Origin of the sequence: Bradyrhizobium sp. UNPF46 (assembly GCF_006658625.1) — a bacterium.
Lineage (GTDB): Bacteria > Pseudomonadota > Alphaproteobacteria > Rhizobiales > Xanthobacteraceae > Bradyrhizobium > Bradyrhizobium nitroreducens.
This window is the reverse complement of the sequence record NZ_LFJB01000038.1, coordinates 1-21,475: the sequence shown is the minus strand read 5'-3', so window position 1 is coordinate 21,475 and position 21,475 is coordinate 1. Positions and strand designations below refer to the sequence as shown.

General features: G+C 63.2%; 7 protein-coding genes. 2 read left to right on the top strand and 5 right to left on the bottom strand.

Annotation, left to right across the window (positions count from 1 at the left end; translation table 11 throughout):
- Positions 1 to 41: 41 nt before the first annotated feature.
- The 4 genes from UNPF46_RS15810 to UNPF46_RS15795 are packed head-to-tail and all read right to left on the bottom strand — an operon-like array spanning position 42 to position 4,356.
- Positions 42 to 1,208, bottom strand: a complete 1,167-nt coding sequence (locus UNPF46_RS15810; RefSeq protein WP_100179292.1) for an ABC transporter permease — start codon at positions 1,206 to 1,208, stop codon at positions 42 to 44.
- Between the two features lie 2 nt (positions 1,209 to 1,210).
- A complete protein-coding gene (locus UNPF46_RS15805) occupies positions 1,211 to 2,371 on the bottom strand; it encodes an ABC transporter permease (protein WP_142250618.1) in 1,161 nt (386 codons plus the stop codon).
- Positions 2,372 to 2,380: 9 nt separating this feature from the next.
- Positions 2,381 to 3,070 (bottom strand): ABC transporter ATP-binding protein, encoded by a 690-nt coding sequence (locus tag UNPF46_RS15800; protein WP_245448441.1) that lies wholly within the window; start codon positions 3,068 to 3,070, stop codon positions 2,381 to 2,383.
- Between the two features lie 38 nt (positions 3,071 to 3,108).
- The gene (locus UNPF46_RS15795) at positions 3,109 to 4,356 is read right to left on the bottom strand and encodes an efflux RND transporter periplasmic adaptor subunit (protein WP_100179294.1); all 1,248 of its coding nucleotides are present in this window, start codon (positions 4,354 to 4,356) and stop codon (positions 3,109 to 3,111) included.
- Between the two features lie 154 nt (positions 4,357 to 4,510).
- On the opposite strand from UNPF46_RS15795, the gene UNPF46_RS15790 reads away from it, so the two are divergent.
- Positions 4,511 to 5,824, top strand: coding sequence for a glycosyltransferase (locus tag UNPF46_RS15790; RefSeq protein ID WP_210248338.1), 1,314 nt, complete (start codon positions 4,511 to 4,513; stop codon positions 5,822 to 5,824).
- Positions 5,825 to 5,912: 88 nt separating this feature from the next.
- Here UNPF46_RS15790 and UNPF46_RS15785 read toward each other — a convergent pair whose 3' ends face one another.
- The gene (locus UNPF46_RS15785) at positions 5,913 to 7,013 is read right to left on the bottom strand and encodes a helix-turn-helix transcriptional regulator (protein WP_142250617.1); all 1,101 of its coding nucleotides are present in this window, start codon (positions 7,011 to 7,013) and stop codon (positions 5,913 to 5,915) included.
- 1,022 nt (positions 7,014 to 8,035) lie between these two features.
- Between UNPF46_RS15785 and UNPF46_RS37520 the strand changes: the two genes are divergently transcribed.
- A complete protein-coding gene (locus UNPF46_RS37520; protein WP_181769957.1) occupies positions 8,036 to 21,157 on the top strand; it encodes a VCBS domain-containing protein in 13,122 nt (4,373 codons plus the stop codon).
- Positions 21,158 to 21,475 lie beyond the last annotated feature (318 nt).

The following is a 21,475-nucleotide window of genomic DNA, read 5'->3' as shown; positions in this document are numbered from 1 at the left end:
ATATCGCGCCACGATCGAGATGGAGAACCTAGGTTTCACGTTCAAGCGACGCGCAGCGCGTCGACGATCTTCATGCGGGCGGCTCGCACCGCCGGCAGGAAACCGCCGAGGAAGCCCATCACGAGAGCGAAAACGAGCGATTTCAGCACGATCCCGGGCGTCAGTACAAACCGAAATGCGAGCTCGGAGAGCGATGTCCAGTTGAGCGTCGTGATCTTCACCTGCGTCATCAGTGACGCGAATAGGATTCCAAAGGCCCAACCGATCAGCGCGAGCAGCAGCGCCTCGACAAGGAATGCAATCAGGATCCGTGAGCGCCGAAACCCGAGCGCGCGCAGCACCCCTACTTCCATCATGCGGCTGGCCACGGCCGCGTACATGGTAATCGTCGCGCCGATGACCGCGCCGAGCGAGAACATCACCGAGAGCGTGAGCCCGAGAACCTGAATAAACCCTGAGAGCAGGCGTGACTGCTCCTCGTAGAAGATGCGCTCGCGCTTGGCCTCGATGGTAAGGCGGGGATCCGCTTCGAGGCGCGCCTTGAGTGCGTCGAAGCCGGAGCGATCGGCCAGCCGTACCGTGATCGAAGAGAAGAAGTCTCGGCGGAACGATTGCATCAGCTGTTCGCTATCGCCCCAGATCTCGGAATCGAACCCGCTGCCGCGCGCGTCGAACCGGCCCACGATCCTCCACTCCCGCTGAGCAAACCGGAGGCTCGATCCGATCTCGACGTCTTCGAAGCGTCCCGCGAGGGCTCGGCCAATGACGATCTCGTTCGATCCCGGACGAAACATGCGCCCCTCGGCGATCCGCACTTGCGGGCGCACGGCCAAGGCGGCCGGACCGACCCCGCGGATCAAGAGGTTGCTCGCCTGCCTGGTCTTGCGCCTTGGCTGCGCGATCAAAACCGCCACCTCCTTCGATACGAGCGGCGCGCCTTCGGCCCCGATGACGATTTCGGGCTGGCTTTCGATGATCCTGGCCTGCCGGCGGTCGATCAGGCTCTGGATCTCGACTTCCGCAGAGCGGCGCACGAAGATGACATTCGTGTCTTCGCCGGTCGCGACGAGCGTCTGTTTCAGTCCGGAGTCGAGCATGAGCACGGCAGCGTAGACGAACACCACAAGGGCCATGCCCGTCGCGGTCAGCAAATTGGTGAGCTTGCGCTCCTGCAGGTTTCGCAAGCTGTAGGAGAGCAGCAACGGCATGGTCAGCCCAACGCCCGAAGGCCGTCGACGATGCTGACGCGGGCTGCCCTGCGCATCGGCAGGACCGCGGCCAGGATTCCGACCACCACCGCCGCAAGTGCCTGCAGCATGACAGTGTTGGTGCTCACGATCAGCGTCGGGAACAGCGTGGCGGAGAGCTCGGCAAGGTGCGCGGCGACCGGAGGCGTGAGCCCGATGCCGATCGCACCGCCGATCGAAGCTATCAGGATGGATTCCCCGAGGATCAATCGCGCCACGTAGCCGGGGCTGAAGCCGATGGCTTTCAGAGTGGCATATTCGCGGAGCCGCTCGCGGGCCGTCATCGCCATGGTGTTCGCCATGACCGCCAGGATGATGAAGATCACCACGAAGGAGACGACACGAATGGAAATGAGGATTGCCTCGGTCTGCTTTACGAAGCCGATCTGGAACGCGCGCTCGGTCTCGGTGAGCGTCTCGGCGAGCGAGTTTCGAAACACTTGGTCGATGGCCTGACTGACGTCCGCGACGCTATCCAGGCCGGCGACGTCCACGGCGAACACGCCTACCTGGTCGGCTTGTGCCCTGGAGCGCACGCGCAATGTTTCGTTCAGGTAGTCCCAGCGGAAGAAGAGCTGCGACGTGTCGGTCTTGGGATCCCGGCCGTCGAAGACGCCGCAGATCAAGAACTCCCAATTGCCGGGGAAGATGGTCCCGCGCAGCTGGATCACGTCGCCGGGCTTGAAGCCGTAGCGTCTGGCGAGCTTGCGCCCGACAATCGCGCCGCGGCGCTCGTGCAGGAATGCGCGCCGCACCTCGTCCGGAACCAGGATCTCGGGGAACATGTCGAGATAGCTCGCGGCATCGATTGCAAACTGGGGAAAGAAGTTCTTCGAATCCTTGTAGACGCCGCCGAACCAGCTCAGATGGGTGACGCGCCGCACGCCTTCGACGGCGCTGATGCGCTTCTGATAGGATTTCGGCAGCGGCAGCGTAAAGGAGACGGCGTTTCGGGTCAGCAGCCGCGAAGGCACGGCGCCGTCCACCCCCGCATACCACGTTTTGACGACGGTCTGGAGCACGCCGAAGGCGAGGATCGCGACAATGAGCCCGACGAGCGTCAGCGACGTGCGCAGCCGGTGGCGCAAGATGTTGCGCGCCACGAGCGTGAGCCACTGGCTCATGACCGGCACTCACTCAAGGCGTTGCTCCACCAGATAGGAAAGATCGCCCTTCTCCAGACTCATGATGCGTTTCGCATGCGCGGCGGCGCGGTGATCGTGCGTGACCATGACGATCGTCTTGCCCATGTCGCGGTTCAACCGCTGCATGATCTCGAGCACCTCCTTCGCCGACTGCCGGTCGAGGTCGCCTGTCGGCTCATCGGCCACCAGCAACGTCGGGTCGGTCACGATCGCCCGCGCGATCGCCACGCGCTGCTGTTGTCCCCCCGATAGTTCCGAGGGCAAATGCTTGACGCGATCGCTGAGGCCGACCAGGCCGAGCGCGAATTGCGCGCGGTCTCGGCGTTCGCGCCGCCCCAGATCCGTGAGCGTGAGAGGCAGCTCGACGTTCTCGAGCGCCGTGAGCACGGGCATCAAATTGTAGAACTGGAAGATGAAGCCCACGTTCGCCGCGCGCCAGTCGGCGAGTTCTGCTTCCGGAAGGAGCGTGATGTCCTCGCCCCCCACCTTGATCGAGCCGTGATCCGGACTATCGATGCCGGCGATCAGGTTGAGCATCGTCGATTTGCCCGACCCCGACGGGCCCATCAGAGCGAGGAACTCCTTGCGACGGATGTCGAAGGTGAGTCTGGAAAGAACCGGGACGATCTGCGCGCCTCGCCGGTAGCTCTTGCTCACGTCGCTCAGCGCGATCAGCACGTCTTCTCCGGTCCGCGCCTCGGAGAGGTGAAGCACGGTCACTTCGTCGCCTGCTTTACTGCGCGCCCGTCGACGAGATCTTCCAGCGGCCGAACCACGACGCGGGTGCCGGCTTTGAGGTCGCGGACCTCGATCTGGTCGCCCACCTTCGCGCCGAGATCCACACTGCGCAGTCGGGCCTTGCCATCCTCGACGACGAAAAGATGCTGTCGCCCGTCGAGCTCGAAGACAGCCGCCATCGGCACTGCAAGAACAGGCTTGCGCTCCGGTTCGGATACTTCACGCTCGAGGAAAGCGACCTTGGCGCTCATGTCCGGAAGCATTCTCGGGTCGCGCTGCACGAACCGGGCTTTCACGAGGGTCGAGGCCTTGGCGCGATCGACGGTCGGCACCATCCGGCTGACCAGGCCCTCGAAACGCTCGCCGGGGATCGCGTCCAGCTGGATCTCGACCGGTTGCCCGACGTGGATGCTGAGATACGACGACTCCGCCACGTCGGCTTCCACCTCCAGCGAGTCCATGTCGGCAATGGTGACGACTGCACCCTTGGTGTCGACCGCCTGCGAGAACGGCGTGATCGTGTCGCCCACGTTGGCGTGCCGGGTGAGGACGACGCCGTCGAACGGCGCTCGGATCTGGGTCTGTCCGACGGCAACTTCGGAGGCGCGGAGATTGGCCTGCGCCGCGGCAATGGCGGCCCCGTATCCGGCAAAGGCAGCGCGTGCCTTGGCGAGGCGTGCCTCGGCGCTTTCGCGCGTCGAGTCGCTGATGATGTTCTTCTCGCCGAGGGCCTCGGAACGCTTGAACGCGATTTCAGCCTGCGTGAGCTCCGCCCGTCCCTGGGCAAGGTTGGCTTCCGCAACCTGCACGTTGGCGGCTGCCTGGTCGCGCACCGCCACCGTGTCGCTGCTTTCGATCCGGGCGATCACCTCACCCTCGTGCACCTTGCTGCCTTCAAGCACACCGAGCCATTCGAGACGGCCCGTCGCCTTCGAGGCGACGGACGCCTTGCGTTGCGCGACGACGTACCCCGTCGCGTTCAGCAGCGTCAGCGCCTGCGACGGATAGATGGAGTAGACGACCGCCGTCTCGACGACGATCTGCGAATGCCGGCGCCACATCCAGATCGCGCCGGCGATACCGACGAGCAGCGCGACGAGAAAGACCCGTCCCAGGGTACGGCGGAATTGTCTGCGCCGCCGCGAGCCAGCGCTACGGTCGATTGCGAGGCCGGACAGATCGGAGGCGTCGGATGCGCCGTCGCTCAGGGCTTGGGGCAAAGTCATGGTTTGATCATGGACTTCCGAACAAAATAGCGCAGACTTTTAAGGAAATATCCTATCCAGAAAGCCGTAAGCCATGCGCTTGACCACTGTCAATTAGCATTAAAGGGTCGCCCTTGACATCCGTGATTTCGTATTCTCCAAATCTTCTTCGAGCGTGAGACATAGCCGCTGGCAGCCGCGCCGACGCGATCGCCATAACTCGACACCGCGAAAACCGGAGCGGGCCATAAGGTTTGCTATCGCAGTCCACGGGACACGAGGAGACATCGAGCCTGCAACTGCGGTGGCGCGTGAGCTGCAGCGCCGCGGGCACGACGTGAGGATGGCCGTGCCTCCCAATCTCGTCGGGTTCGCCGAGTTGGCCGGTCTAGGTTCGGTGAGTTCTTACGGCCCCGATTCCCAACGGCAGCTCGAGGCGGAGGTTTTCCACGACTGGTTCGAGTTGCGCAATCCGGTCAAGGTGCTGCGCCAAGCGCGGGAGTACCTCGTCGAGGGCTGGACGGACATGAGCGCGACCCTCACCCGTTTGGCCGCCGGCGCCGATGTGATCCTCAGCGGTACGACCTATCAGGAGCTGGCCGCAAACGTTGCCGAGGCCCAGGGAGTGCCGCTTGCCGCCCTGCATTACTTCCCCGTCAGGGCGAACAACCACATCCTGCCGTTTCGATTACCCCAGAGTTTGGTCGCGCCCCTGTGGTCGGTTGCCGAGTGGTTGCATTGGCGCCTGTTGCGGCCGGCCTATGATGAACAGCGCCGGGCTCTGGGGCTTCCGCACTCCAGAATTCGTGCCGTGCGTCAGATCGTCGAATCCGGCGCGCTGGAGATTCAAGCCTATGACAAGGTGTTCTTTCCCGGACTTGAGGCGCAATGGGGCTGGAAGAGACCGTTGGTGGGAACGATGGCTTTGGAATCCGCCACCTGCTTCGATGATTCCGTGAATTCCTGGATCGGCGCCGGCCGCCGGCCAATCTACTTCGGGTTCGGCAGCATGCCGGTCGACAGGCCGGCCGAGACCGTTGAGATGATCGCAAATGCGTGCCGGGAACTCGGTGAGCGTGCGCTGATCTGTTCTGGAATTCTGCCCCTTGAAGGCACGGCCCCGACACGGGACGTCATGATCGTGCCCTCGGTCAATCACGCCACGGTCTTACCGCGCTGCCGCGCCATCGTTCACCATGGCGGCTCCGGCACCACGGCCGCGAGCGTGCGCTCCGGCGTTCCGACTCTTGTCCTCTGGATCGGCGCCGACCAACCGGTATGGGCGACACAGATCAAACGCCTGGGAGTGGGTACCTCACGTCGGTTCACCGCAACGACCGCGGAGACCCTTCGACATGATCTACGAACCGTTCTGGCGCCAGGATGCGCCACTCGGGCGCGCGAGGTGGCCAATCAGATGACGCCGCCGAGCAGAAGCCTGACGGCTACCGTTGCGCTTCTCGAAGAGTTGGCCGCCATGCGCGCGTGACGTTGATCTCCAGGCGATCCGCGCACGAGGCCCGGGCCGCGAGCGGTTTAAGGAAGCGCGATCTCGGCCGACGGAGACAACCAGATCCTCACCCCAGCTGCGAAACCAGCGTGACCAGCTCCGACTGGCGATGAACTCCCGTCTTCGAGAAGATCGACTTGAGGTGGTTGCGGGCCGTTTCGCGCGAGATGTTCAGGTGTTCGGCCGCGCCGGCGATCGATGTGCCGGTTGCAAGCAGGGCGGCCAGGCGGGATTCCGCCGGGGTGAGATCGAACGCCTGGCCGATCAGCACCGGGTCCGGCGCCGGGCGCGGCGTGAGGTTGGACAGGATCAGCAGGACGCGCGCGCCGAGGAAGACGGAACGCGCCGCGCCGTCCACTGGCAGGGTCCGCAACACGACCGGGGGCTTCATCGTCCGCCGAATGAGGATGGGAGAGGCCGGGATGGCGGCAGCGTCCGGCGTCGATCGGATCATGCCGATCAACTGATCGAACCTCGTCATCGCCTGCTTGTCGCGGAGAACGAGACGCCGCTCCCTGACGCGGATCTCGTCGTCGAAGCCGCGATCGGCCGCCGCGTTCGTGCGCAGGACCATTCCCTCCCGGTTGAGGATCAAGGCGGGCTGTCGGACCCGGTCGAGGACGTCGGTCATCGAGGTCAGCGCCGCCCGTCCAACCACTGTGGCGAGCGTGGCGGTTTCGGTCAGGCGCGGCGCCAATTGGGCCAGTAGCTCCTTGTCGCGCGCCGCGAAGGAGCCTTCGCGGCCAGTTCGCTGGAGCGTCAAGGCCCACGCCGCGCTGCCAGCCCAGAAGCCGATGCCGGCAAACCAACGGTATCCGAATGGAAACAGCACCTCGTTGTACATGGGATCGGCACGAATCTGCTCAGCGCTCATCACATCGAGATCGGTCACGACCTCGCCCGCCATCATGCGCGGAAAACCCTTGGCGCGCGGGTCCCTCAAATGCCAATTATTCCTGAAGTAGAAGTCGGTGGCTTCGGCGATCGATTCCGTGCGTGGAACGTCCGGCGTCCTGATGTCGCTCTGAAGGAGTATGGCCGCTGAGGCTCCAACCGCCTTGCAGATGTCGTCCATGATGCCGCGCCAGGCTTCCGGATTTACGGCAGCCTCGCCAAGTCGATCGAGGACCTTCGAAAGCTCCCCATCGTCAATCTTACTCGCCTTCACGCGCGGTCCCCCTCCGCCGAGCCCTTGGTCACGTGCTGCAGGCCGGCGTGCATCTCCCGCTGCATGCCATGCGGACACTGGCTCATGTCGGGCCTTCTGGTGTGTTTCCCTGACCCGTCATGCTTCGCGAGGAGGCAGCCCGACGCAAGCCCTTTGCCGGTTTTTCCTGAGAGTCGGCGCTAAACCAAAGTCTAACCGGATAATGTCCGCACGGATGGCGCTACCAGGTGCCGGATGACCCATTCGGGTCATGCGTCACGACGCACCGGCGCTATTCCATGAACGAGGAATAGTCTTCATTTCGGGAATCGAGATGACGTTGCCCTGCGAGAGCCAAATGGTCTTCGGTGTTGCTGCTCCGCTCACGGTGCCGATCCGCGGTGAGATTGGGGTGCGGCAGAGTGTCGCAAGAGGCTCGGCGCGGCGAGGCGCGAACGGCATGCGGGCGCCATCAGTGGTGGTAGCTGGCTGGATTGGCAGCCTGGGCGATCTCGTCACTCCCGATCCGGGGCGAAGTGCGATCGCTTCGTTGGAGCCCTTAATGTGTGGCAGTCCCGCAAAGCTTCGATCTCGCGGGTCACCGAAATCGGGCGCGACCGCCGGTTGGGTGCGCGCGCATCCCAGGCTGCGCTGTCCAGTCCACACCCCGCTTAAGGTTAGCCGCTGTGCTGTCTTGACGCAGTCACGCAACAGTGGAAACAATTTGCAATTATCAGAAAAGTCTTTTCGACGGTCGGAAATTGCAATTGCGAGAATCCAGGCGATGCCGGGCAACGGAGCAAGGCGTCGAACAATAACAAGACCATTTCATTTCAAACTCACGCCGTTGGGCTGACGGCGAACCCAAGAAATCAAGAAAGTTACGGGAGGGGCTCACCATGAGCGACCGCACGATGTCACGCGTCGCGTCCATACCGCGTTCCGTTTTCGACGATTGAACATTTCTCCATCCGCACAACGCGACGTCGCTTCCGCGCGCTCGCGAACAATGCCTGTTGCCCCATCGAGAAAGATGAATCGCCATGATCATTAACGGCACCAACGCAAACGATCAGATCACCGGCACCAGCGCGTCTGACATCATCAATGCGAAGAATGGCGACGATACCGTCGGCGCCGGGGCGGGGAATGATCTCATTCAGGGCGGCAACGGCAACGACAACATCAGTGCCGGCTCGGGCAACGACATCATCGACGCCGGCAATGGCAACGACACGGTGGATGGCGGCAGCGGCAACGACATCATCCTCGGCGGCAACGGCAACGATACGCTGCTCGGTGGGGCGGGCAACGACCTGATCTCCGGCGACAATGGCGACGATATCATCGACGGCGGCGCCGGCACCGACCTCGTCAGCGGCGGCAACGGCAACGACATCCTGATCTATCGTGCTTCGGAGAACGTGGGCTCGGTCGATATCTACGACGGCGGCAGGGGCCAGGACACACTTCGTCTCGTCGTGACGCAAGCGATGGCGAACTCGGCTTCATTCAGGTCCGATCTTGCGGCCATCCAGGCCCTTATCGCGCGCTATGGCAGCGCGGACTATGCGTTCAGGAGCTTCGATCTCGCCGTCGCCTCGATCGAAAAGGTGGAAGTCGTCATCGAAGGCCCGACCAACCATGCGCCGGTCGCGGTCGCGGATACCGCCTCCGTCAAGGAGGACGTGACGACGATTGCCAGCGGCAATCTGCTCGCAAACGACACGGACGCCGATGCCAGTGATACCCACACCGTGTCGGCCGTGGCGGGAGGCACGGACAACGGCACCACGATCACCGTCGTCGGCACCTATGGAACGCTGGTGGTCACCAAGGCGACCGGCGCCTACACCTATACGCTCAACAATTCCAGCGCCTCCGTGCAAGCGCTCGCCGCAGGCCAGCAGGTGACGGAGCAGTTCACCTACACGAATGCCGACAACCACGGTGGAACAGGTTCGTCGACGCTCGCGGTGACCATCACCGGCAACAACGACGCGGCCACGATCACGGTATCGGGGAGCCAGGACATTTCCGTGACCGAGGCCGGAAGCATCGCCGGCGACCCCAGCGCGTCGGGCAAGCTTGCGGTGCTTGATGCCGACACCGGCCAGGACCATTTCGCAGTCCCGGCCTCGCTGACCGGCACCTATGGCAATTTCACCTTCAATGCGGCCACGGGCGCCTGGACCTATACGCTCGATCCCGTGAAGTCGAACCCGCTCACCGCAGGGCAGCAGGTCACCGACACCCTGACGGTCGTCTCCGCCGACGGCACCGCTACGCGCGACATCGTGGTGAACATCACGGGTACCAACGACGCAGCCGTGATCGGCAATCCCGATCAGCACGATGTCACCGAGGACGGCGTCCTGACGGCGTCCGGCACGCTGTCGATCAACGATGTCGACCTGAATCAGAATTCGTTCCAGACCGTCGTCGCCTCGGCGCCCGGCAATCTCGGGACGCTGACCATCGGCGCCAACGGCGCCTACAGCTATTCGGTCGCCAACGGCCTCGTTCAATATCTCGGCCAGGGAGAGACCCGCGACGAGACCTTCACCGTCAAGGCCCTGGACAGCACGACCAAGGACGTGACGTTCACGATCCACGGCATCAACGACGCCGCAGTCATTGGCGGCCCGATTCAGCACGATGTCACCGAGGACGGCCAACTTACGGCATCCGGCCAGCTGACCATCAGCGATGCCGACCAGAACCAGGCCGCGTTCCAGGCCGGCCAGATCACGGCGTCCGGCAATCTCGGCACGGTGACGCTGCAGGCCGATGGCCATTACAGCTATTCGGTCGACAACACGGCAATCCAGTATCTCGGCGCCAACGACGTCAAGACGGAGACGTTCACGGTCAGGTCGGTCGACGGCACCACGAAGAGCATCAGCTTCGACATCCACGGCGCGCAGGACGCGCCAAATCTGAGCGTCCAGGACTCCTCGGGTAACGCCGATCAGAACATCACGCTGCACATTGCCGCAAGCAAGATCGACCTGGGCAGCACCCTGTCGGTGAAGATCGAGGGCGTGCCGTCGAGCTTTACGGTCCAGAACGGCGCAGCGATCGGCGACGGCACGTGGCTTGTGACGGGCGACTCGATCCAGAACGTCGTGCTGATTCCGAACCATGCCGTCGGCAGCCCCGATCCGTTCACCCTGCACATCACCGCCATCTCCGACGACGGCGTTCATCAGGCCGTGAGCACGGCCGATCTTGCGCTGACGGTGAATTCAGGCGCCAACGAGATCAACGCGCTGGATATCGACGGCTATATCGGCGGCGCGACCGTCTTTGCCGACGCCAACAACAACGGGATACTCGACGCCGGCGAGGCGTTCACGACCACGCGGGCGGACGGCAGCTTTACGCTGGCGGGCGGATCCGGCCCGCTCGTGAGCATCGGCGGTGTCGATATCTCGACGGGCTTGCAGGTCGCGGGTGTGCTGCGGGCGCCGGAGGGCTCCACCGTCATCACGCCGCTGACGACGCTGATCGTCGCTTTGGTCGACAGCACGGCAGGAGATGAGCATCCGCTGACGGTGGACCAGGCCATCGGCGCCATTGCGGCCGCGTTCAACGTCAATCTCCTCTCTGATCCCCAAAACCCGATCGACCTTCTCTCGTACGACCCGGTGCCTGCTGCGGTGAGTGGCGATGCGACGGCGACGGCGATGCTTGCGGCGGCCATCCAGGTCCAAAGCACGGTGGCTCAGGTGTCGGCCGTCGGCGTGGCACCGGATGCGGTCATTTCAGCAATTGCGGGGGCCATTACCGCATCCCAGACCGTGCCCAACGCGCCGGCCTTCGATCTGGCGTCTTCGAACACGGTTCAGAGTGTTGTCACGCTGTCCGGAGTCAGCACAGCCGCTGCTGCGACGGTTATCCAGGTCGTTGCTGCCGCGAACGACAGCATCCAGACGGCCACGAACGTCACCGAGCTGGCGCAAGCCGGTCAGGTTGCCCAAGGTGCGGCCGCCGATCAACTGGCTTCGACCGACTTCACGGATCAAGGTTCCATCGATCAGCTTACGGGCCGCTTTGTCGATCACCTCGACACAGAGGTTGCCAATGCCGTGCTGACCCCGATCGGGAGCACCTTGTTCGGCTCGCTCGGCGATGACGTGCTGTCCGGCGGAAGCGGCAATGATCTGATCGATGGCCAGGACGGCAACGATCGCATCAGCGGCGGTGACGGGAACGACATCCTGTTCGGCGGCGCCGGCAGGGACTATCTCACCGGCGGTTCCGGCGATGATATCCTCGACGGCGGTCCCGGCTTCGACCGCGCTGTCTATACGGACGCGACTGGCGGCGTCACGATCAACCTCGCATTGGGGACGGCGAGCGGTGCAGGCGTGGGGACCGACACGCTCGTCAACATCGAGGCGGCCATCGGCAGCAACTTTGCCGATACGTTCAACGGCGCCGGCTTCATCGGCGACGCTCATGTCCCGGGCAGCCCGGTCGGCTACAACGAGTTCGAAGGCAAGGGCGGCGACGACACGATCATCAGCAACACCAACAGCCAGGGAGCCGAGCTGACGCGCGTCTCCTATGTCAGCGCCACCGGGGCGGTGACGGTGGATCTCGCAGCCGGCTATGCGCAGGGTGATGCGTCGGTGGGCCACGACACGCTCGTTGGCTCGGGCTTCAACGGCGTCTGGGGCTCCGCCTACAACGATACGATTCTGGGCAGCAACAATCCGATGTTCACCGCGGAGGTGTATTCGGGCTTTGCGGGCAACGACTATATCGACGGCCGCGGCGGTTATGACCGCGTGGACTACAACGTCGATCCGAACACCACGACGGGAATTGCGGTCAATCTGGCTGGCGGCGTCGTGACCGGCGATTCGACCATCGGAACCGATACGTTGCGCGGGATCGAGGCGATCCGCGGCACCAACTTCGCCGATACCTACAATGCCACCGGCTTCGGCTCGGGCAGCATCAATGCCGGCTCGAACGGGACGTTCAACGAGTTCACCGGCAACGGTGGCGACGACCTCATCACCGGCAACGGCTTCACGCGGCTCGGTTTCAATAATGCGACCGGCGGCGTCAACGTCGACTTCGTCACCGGCTTTGCCACCGGCGATTCATCGGTCGGCACCGATCAATTCACCGGCGTCAACGCCGTCCAGGCTTCGATGTTCGACGACACGCTGCTGGGCGGCGCGACCAACGACACGTTCACCGGCCTTGCCGGCAACGACTACATCGACGGCCGTGGTGGATTCGACGTCTCGTCCTACAACAATATCTTCTTCATCACGGGCAGCATCACCGTCAATATGGCGGCCGGCATCGTCACCGGAGATGTGTCGAACGGTACGGATACGTTGCGTTCGATCGAAGGTATCCAGGGCACCAACTTCGACGACACATATAATGCGACCGGTTACGGTACGACGGGGGCCAATGTCGGTAACAACGGCACCTTCAACCAGTTCGAAGGCCTTGGCGGCGATGACCAGATCACCGGCAACGGCAACACGCGCCTGATCTTCGTCAACGCGACCGGCGGCGTGACCATCAATCTCGCGGGTGGCACCGCCACCGGCGACGGCTCGACCGGCCAGGATAGCTTCACGGGCGTCAACAGTGCGTTCGGCAGCAATTTTGCCGATGTTTACGACGCGACCGGTTTCACCGGTCCCAACGCGAATTTCAATTCGTTCCAGGGCAACGCCGGAAACGACATCATTACCGGCAACGGCAATACCCAGATCCAGTTCGGCAATGCGACCGGCGGCGTGACCGTCAACCTCACTGCGGGCACGGTCGACGGCGACGGCTCGGTTGGCCACGACACCATCACCGGTGGCGTGTTCAACGTGGCGGGATCCAATTTCAACGACACCATCATCGGCAGCGCCAGCAACGACAGTCTCTCCGGCAACGTCGGCAACGACACCCTCGACGGTCGCGCCGGCAACGACTTCCTCAGCGGCGGCGCCGGTGCGGACACTTTCGTCTATGCGACCGGCGGCGGCTTCGACTTCATCCAGGACTTCATCCATGGCCAGGACAAGATCGATCTGACCGGCGTCTACGGCATCTACAGCCTTGCCGATCTGCAATCGCATGCGGTGCAGAGCGGCCCCAATACCGTCATCACGTTCAGCGCGACTGAGGGCCTCACGCTTCAGAACGTCAACCTGAACGGCTTGACGGCCAGCGACTTCCTGTTCGGCACGCCGGCGGCACCGATCGTCGGCGACGACAATCCGAATACGCTCGTCGGCACGGCGAACGCCGAAGCCATCAGCGGCCTCGGAGGCAATGATCGGCTTCAGGGTCTGGGCGGCAGTGATTATCTGGATGGCGGTCTGGGCTTCGACCGAGCGATCTATGCCGACGCGACCGGTGGTGTTTCCGTCAATCTTACGGCAGGCACGGCATCTGGACCGGGCGTCGGAACGGACACGCTCGTCAACATCGAAGGCGCGGTCGGCAGCGACTTTGCTGATACGTTTAATGCTACCGGGTTTGTGGGTGACAGCGGGATTCCGGGAGCCGCAATCGGCTTGGCCGAGTTCGAGGGCAGGGGCGGAGACGATACTATCATCGGCTCAGTCAATGCGTCCGGTGAAATCCTGGGGCGGGTATCCTATGCCAGTGCCACGGCGGCCGTGACGGTCGACATCGCTGCGGGAACCGCCGACGGCAATGCTTCGGTCGGGCACGATACGTTCAGCGCCATCAACGCGATCGTCGGCTCCGCCTATGCCGACACTCTGCGCGGCAGCGACAATCCGAGCGGCACTTACGAGCAGTACGATGCCCGCGGCGGCAATGACCTGATCGACGGCCGCGGTGGCTACGATTTTGCGACCTATAATAACGACCCGACGACGACATCTGGCATTACGGTCAACCTCGCCGCCGGCATTGTCACGGGAGATAGCTCGGTCGGTACCGACACGTTGCGTTCGGTCGAGGCCGTGCGCGGAACCAATTTCGCCGACACCTACAGCGCCGTCGGTTTCAGCGGCGTGAGCACCAATGCCGGCTCGTTCGGCACTTTCAACAACTTCGAAGGTATGGGCGGCGACGATACGATCAGCGGAAATGGCTCGACCCGGATCCAGTACACCCTGGCGCTCGACGGCGTGACGGTCGATCTCGCCCTGGGAACGGCCCAAGGTACCGCGGCCGGCGACATCGCGCAGGTCGGCACCGATCATTTCACGGGTGTCAATGCGGTGATGGGATCGCTGTTTGGCGACGTCATCAACGGGAGCGGTGCCAGCGAAGTCTTTATGGGGCTCGCCGGAAACGATCAGATCGACGGAGGCGCCGGGTTCGACACCGCTCAATACAGCAACCTGACCTTCGTCACGGGGGGTATCAGCGTCAACATGGCGAGCGGCACGGTCACCGGCGACGCCTCGACGGGCACCGATAGCCTGCGCTCGATCGAGGGCGTTCAGGGCACAATCTTCGCCGATTCCTATGATGCGACAGGCTTTGGTCAGGCTGGCGCACTCAACGTCGGCAACAACGGCGCTTCCAACAATTTCGAAGGTCTCGGCGGGGACGATGTCGTCACGGGCAACGGCAGCACGAGGCTGATCTACGGCAGCGCTACGGGCGGTGTGACCATCAACATGAGTGCCGGCACGGTCACGGGCGATGTGTCCGTCGGCCATGATAGCTTCACCAATGTCAACGCCGTCAACGGCAGCAATTTCGCCGATCTTTACGACGCGACCGGATTTGTCGGCCCGAACAACAATTTCAATATATTCCAGGGCCTGGGTGGCGACGATCAGGTCATCGGCAATGGCAACACTCAAATTCAGTATGGCAATGCCACCACCTCGGGCGTGACGGTCCATCTGGCGGCGGGCACCGCGAGCGGTGACGGTAGCGTCGGCCATGATACCTTCACCGGCGTCAACCAGGTTGTCGGCAGCAACTTTGCCGACGTCTACGACGCGACCGGCTTCAACAGCGTCTACGGAACGTTCAACAACTTCATGGGCGGTGCCGGCAACGACACCATCACCGGAAACGGCGATACGCAGATCACGTTCGGCAATCCGACGGGTGGTGTTGTCGTCAACCTTGCCGCAGGAACCGTCGACGGCGATGCGTCGGTGGGGCATGACACGATCACGGGCGGCGTCAGGGCTGTCCAGGGCACGATATTCAATGACATCCTCACCAGTGGCGGCGGTGACAACGCCCTGTTCGGCAATGCCGGCAACGACGTCCTCGATGGCGGTGCCGGGAACGACTATCTGAGCGGTGGTACCGGTGCCGATACCTTTATCTACGCGACCGGCGATGGTTCGGACTACGTCCAGGACTTTCTCCATAGCGATGGTGACAAGATAGATCTGACCGGCGTCAACGGAGTGTTCAGCCTTGCCGACGTGCAGGCTCACGCGACACAAATCGGTTCAGACACGAGCCTGGACTTCGGGGGCGGCAACACGCTGTATTTGCAGAACGTCAATCTCGGCAATCTCACCGCTAGCGACTTCGTGTTCGGAACGCCGATCATGGGAGACGACAATCCCAATACGTTGGTGGGTACGGCGCACAACGACACGATCGTTGCCCTCGGGGGTAACGACAAGCTTGAGGGCGGCGACGGTCTCGACCTTCTCGACGGTGGATTTGGCTTCGACCGGGCCATCTATGCCGCTGCTACGGGCGGCATCATCGTCAACCTCGCGGCCGGCACCGCCTCGGGGGCGGGCGTCGGAACGGACACGCTCGTCAACATCGAGGGGGTGATCGGCAGCGATTTTGCCGACACGTTCAATGCGGCTGGCTTCATCGGTTCGACCGGTCTGCCCGGCGTCGCCAATGGTCAGAGCGAGTTTGAAGGGCGTGGCGGCAACGATATCGTTGTCGGCGATATCAACGCCCTGGGCCAGATCGTGACCCGTCTGTCCTATCTCGGGGCAACCAGTGCGGTTGCCGTCGACATCGCTGCAGGGACGGCGGATGGCGACGCCTCCGTCGGCCACGACACCTTCTCCAACGTCTCGACGATCTGGGGCTCCGGCTACAACGACACGATCTACGGCAGCAACAATGCGTCCTTCACGTATGAGACCTATGAAGGTCGCGGGGGGGACGACTATATCGACGGCCGCGGCGGCTACGACCAGGTCACCTACAATTCGGATACGACGACCACGTCGGGCATCTATGTTCACCTCGCCGCAGGCACCGTGAACGGCGACGCAACCGTGGGCACCGATACGATACGCAACGTCGAGGCCGCCCGCGGCACCAATTTCGACGACACGTTCGATGCCACCGGATTCGGCCAAGCCGGGGCAACCAATGTCGGCTCCTCCGGAACCTTCAACGACTTCGCCGGCGCCGGCGGCAACGACACCATCATCGGCAACGGCTTCACCCGTCTGAACTACCAGATCGCGGCCTCGAGCGTCAGCGTCGACCTCGAGACCAGCGCCATCGGGACGACCAATGCGGTCACGGTTGCCGGCAGCGCCACCGGTGCGACCGAGGGCACCGATACCTTCACTGGTGTCAATGCGGTGCAGGGCTCGACCTTCTCGGACACGCTGCTCGGCAGCAGCTTCAACAACAACTTCACCGGTCTCGGCGGCGACGACTATATCGACGGTCGCGGCGGCTTCGACACTGCGATCTACAACAGCCTCAGCACGGTCACGGGTGGTGTCACCGTCGACATGGCGGCGGGTACTGCGACGGGCGACGCGTCGATCGGCACGGATACGCTGCGTTCGATCGAGGGCGTTCAGGGCACGGGCTATGCCGACACCTATGTGGCGACGGGCTACGGGCAGGTCGGCGCGCTCAATATCGGCAACAACGGCACCTTCAACCAGTTCGAGGGCCTGGGCGGCGACGACCAGATCACTGGCAACGGCAACACACGCATCCTCTACGGCAACGCGACGGCTGGCGTCACCATCAACTTCCAGACCGGGACAGCCAGCGGCGATGCCTCGGTCGGTCACGACACATTCTCCGGTGTCAACAGCGCGACCGGCAGCAACTTCGCCGATGTGTTCGACGCAACCGGGTTCGCCGGCTTCAACGTCGTGCAGGGCCAGGGCGGCAACGACACCATCATCGGCAACGGCAGCACGCAGATCCAGTTCGCCAACGCGACCTCTGGCGTGATCGTCAACCTCGTGAACGGCACCGCGGATGGCGACGGTTCCGTGGGACACGACACCATCACGGGGGTGACAAACGTTTCGGGCTCGAACTTCGACGACACGATCACCGGGTCCAACGGCAGCGACCAGCTGTTCGGCAACAGCGGCAACGACCGGCTCAGCGGCGGAGCCGGCAGCGACGTCCTGAACGGCGGCACCGGCGCTGACACCTTCGTCTATGCCGCCGGCGGCGGCGCCGACACCATCGTCGACTTCCTGCAGGCAGACGCCGACAGGATCGACCTCACGGGGATCCCTGGTGTCTCGACCCTCGCCGACATTCAGGCGCTTGCCACACAACAAGGGTCGAACACGGTCATCGACTTCGGCAATGGTGACACTCTCACACTGCTGAACGTGACGCTGGCGAACCTCACGGCCGCCGACTTCATCCTGGGGCAAGGCGTGCACCTCACCGGCGATGCCGGCGCAAATACGCTGGTCGGTACCGCCTACGCCGACAATCTGAGCGGTCTCGCCGGCAACGACCGCCTCAAGGGCCTCGACGGCAATGATCTGCTCGATGGCGGCCTCGGCTTCGACCGCGCCGACTATGTCGCGGCTACCGGAGGCATTACCGCAAATCTCGCGGCAGGCTCCGTGACGGGACCAGGCGTCGGCACTGACACGCTGGTGAACGTCGAGGGCATCGTGGGCAGTGACTACGCCGACACGTTCAACGCGACCGGCTTCACCGGCGATACCGGCATTGCCGGCACCAACGCGGGCTTCAACGAGTTCGAAGGCCGCGGCGGGAACGACAGCATCACGGGCGCGACCAACAGCCTGGGTGCGCTCCTGACGCGCATCTCCTACGCCAGCGCAACGGGCAGCGTGACCGTCGATCTGGCGGCGCATTCGGCGACTGGAGATGGTTCGGTCGGCACCGATACCCTGGTGGGCTCGGGCTTCGGGGGCGTTGTCGGCTCCGGCTTCGCGGACCAACTGCTGGGCAGCACCAATGGTCCGGGGACCGTGGAAATCTTCGAAGGTCGCGCCGGCGACGACTTCATCGACGGCCGGGCCGGCTTCGATCGGGCGGACTACGCGCTCGACCCGGCTGCAGTGGGCGGTATCAACGTTCAGCTGGCTTCGGGAATTGTGACGGGCGACGCCGCAACGGTCGGCACCGACACGCTGCGATCGGTCGAATCCGTGCGCGGCTCGACCAAAGCCGACACGTTCAATGCCGTCGGCTTCGGCTCGGGCAGCACAAATGCCGGATCGAACGGGACCTTCAACGAATTCATCGGCATGGGAGGTGACGACAGCATCATTGGCAACGGAAGCACGCGTATTGCCTTCACCAATGCGACCGGCGCGGTGGTCGTTGACCTGCAGACCGGCGCGACACCCGGTACAGGTACCGCAAGTGGTGATGATTCTACGGGCAACGATACGTTCAGCGGTGTCAACGCCGTGATGGGGTCGATGTTCAACGACACCATCCGCGGCAGCAACATTACAACGACGACGGAGACGTTCACCGGCTTTGCCGGCGACGATTTCATCGACGGCCGCGGTGGGTTCGACATCGCCAGCTACAACAACCTCTACTTCTCGACCGGACCTGTTACCATCGACTTCACGGCGGGCACCGCGACCGGCGACGCCTCTATCGGCAACGATACGCTCCGCGGGATCGAGGGGGCCCAGGGCACCAACTTCAACGATGTCTTCACGGCCACGAATTTCGGCGCCGTCGGCTTCCAGAATGCCGCGACCAACAACGTCGGCAACAACGGCAATTTCAACCAGTTCGAAGGTCTGGCCGGCAACGACACGATTACGGGCAACGGTAACACCCGGATCATCTATTCCAGCGCGACCGATGCGGTGACCATCAATCTGCAGGCGGGGACGGCAACCGGCGGCAGCTCGATCGGTACCGACACCTATGTCGGCGTCAACAGTGCGACCGGCAGCAGCCTGAACGACGTCTACAATGCCACAGGCTTCACCGGCGTCACCTCGGCCGGATCGTTCGGTACCTTCAACCTGTTCGAAGGCCTGCTTGGCAACGACACCATCACCGGTAACGGCAATACGCGGGTCTCGTATTCCCAGGCGAGCGGAGGCGGAGTTTCCGTCGACCTTTCAACGGGAATTGTGAGCGGCGCGGCCGGCGCCGATTTCATCACCGGCGGCGTCAACAGCGTCCAGGGTTCGAACCAGGCCGACCTGCTGGTCGGCAGCTCGAACAACGAGTTCTTCTTCGGCGGCGGTGCCGGCGACACGATCAATGCCGGCGGCGGCAATGACGGCATTACCGGCCAGGGCGGCGACGATGCGATCGACGGTGGCGCCGGCACCGACATGGCGATCTTCTCGGGCACGCAATCGCAGTACACCATCACGACGGCGGCTACGATCCAGGTGCAAGACAATGTTGCGGGACGTGACGGCACCGACACCTTGACCGATGTCGAAGTGCTGCAGTTCAGCAATGCCATCGTGCTGCAGTCGGCGGGTACCTTGGGAAATCCGATCGATCTCTCGACGCAGCAGTTCTCCAACTCAGCACCCGTGATTGGAACGGCTGCAGACGATTATCTTCGCGTCGGAAGCAACATCTTCGGACATGCGCTCAATCTGGGTGCGGGGACGGGCGACACCGTCCTGCTCAACGGCACCTTCGGCAACGGCTACACGCTCAATCTCGCCGGCGTCGAGAACGTGATCGGCACTGGCAGCGACGAGTTCGTCAACCTCACGACGAATGCCAACGGGCTGGTCGTCGATCTCGGCGGCGGCAACGATCAGCTCAGCCTCGCGGGCGGTGCCAACACGCTCAGCCTGATTGGCGTCGAGAATATCGGCGGAACCGATTACGGCGCGACGCCCGGCGTCAACGACGTGCTCACCCTGTCGACGACGGTCACGGGCCTGAACATCAGCCTCGGCAACGGCGACAATACGATGTATCTCGCGGCCGGCGCCAACTCGTTCGTGAACATCTACGACGTCAACCACGTGTACGGAACCGCGAGCCTGGACACCCTGACCGTCACCGGTGCGATCGCGGCTGCCAACGGCGTCGCGATCGACCTCGGCGATGGCGAGGACACGATCGTCCTGAACGGAAACTTCGCGGCCTTTGCCGCGACGGGCGTCGAGCACATCAACGGCAATTCGGGTGAAAATTCAATCAGTCTGACCAATGACGTCAACGGCATCGCCATCGACCTGGGCGGTGGAAACGATTGGGTCTCCCTCGCCAATGGCATCAATTCGCTCAGCATCAGCGGCGTCGAAAATCTCAACGGCAGTGATTTCACCGGCGGTCTCAATCCGTCCGACGATATGGTCACGCTGCTGAACACCGTGTCCGGCGTGACGGTCAATCTCGGAGACGGAACGGCGAACGTCCTGAATCTCGCCGAAGGCAGCAACTCGTTCGACAATCTGTGGAACGTGAACCTGCTCAACGGCAGCTCGTCGGACGACGTTCTGACGTTGCAGGGCAGCCCGGCGAACGTGATCGATCTCGGCGACGGCAACGACACCCTGAACTTCAACATGAATGTCTTCGACATCACGGTGACCAATGTCGAAACCATCAACGGCTCCGCGAGTTTCGACCGGATCACGATCGGCAACACGTCGGGCAGCACGACGATTACCGCCGGCGCGGGGGCGGACGAGATCTTCGCCAGCGCAGGCCATGACAACTTCCGCTTCGTCAGCACCGCAGACTCCGCTGCCGGTGCTGCCGATACCATTCACAATTTCGACGCTGCCAATGACAGCTTCACGTTCTCGGGCATCAACGTCGCCGGCGGCCACATCGAATATGTGGATGGGGCAGCTTTGCTCGGCGGTAACCAGGCTTCGGCCCATCTGCAGAACTTCGGGCCGGGTAACGACTATCTCCAGATCGATATCGATGGTGATGGAACGAGCGACATGGATGTGAGCCTGCAGAATGCGAGCGGCCCGCTGCACAATGGCAACTTCCTGCTGACCTGAGAGGGAACCCGCTTCGGAGAAGGCCTCGGCCGCCTCTCTCCGAGGCCATGGTTCTGGCAGGCTGTCTCGAGGTGCATGTCGGCGTCGGAGTGCCGGCGGCTGCCCGTTTTGGATCCGATTGAACCACCGCCGAGGGAACCGGCAAGCGATCCCAATAAAAGACCGCCGCCACCTTGTGTTCGGTGGACCGGCGGTCTGTGATCGAAGGCCGTTTGGCCCTTAAAGCATGATTCGGAAAAGTGCGAAGCGGTTTTCCGGAAAGATCATGCGCAAACAACAACCTAAAGCGCGATGACGATTCATCCAAATCTCATCGCG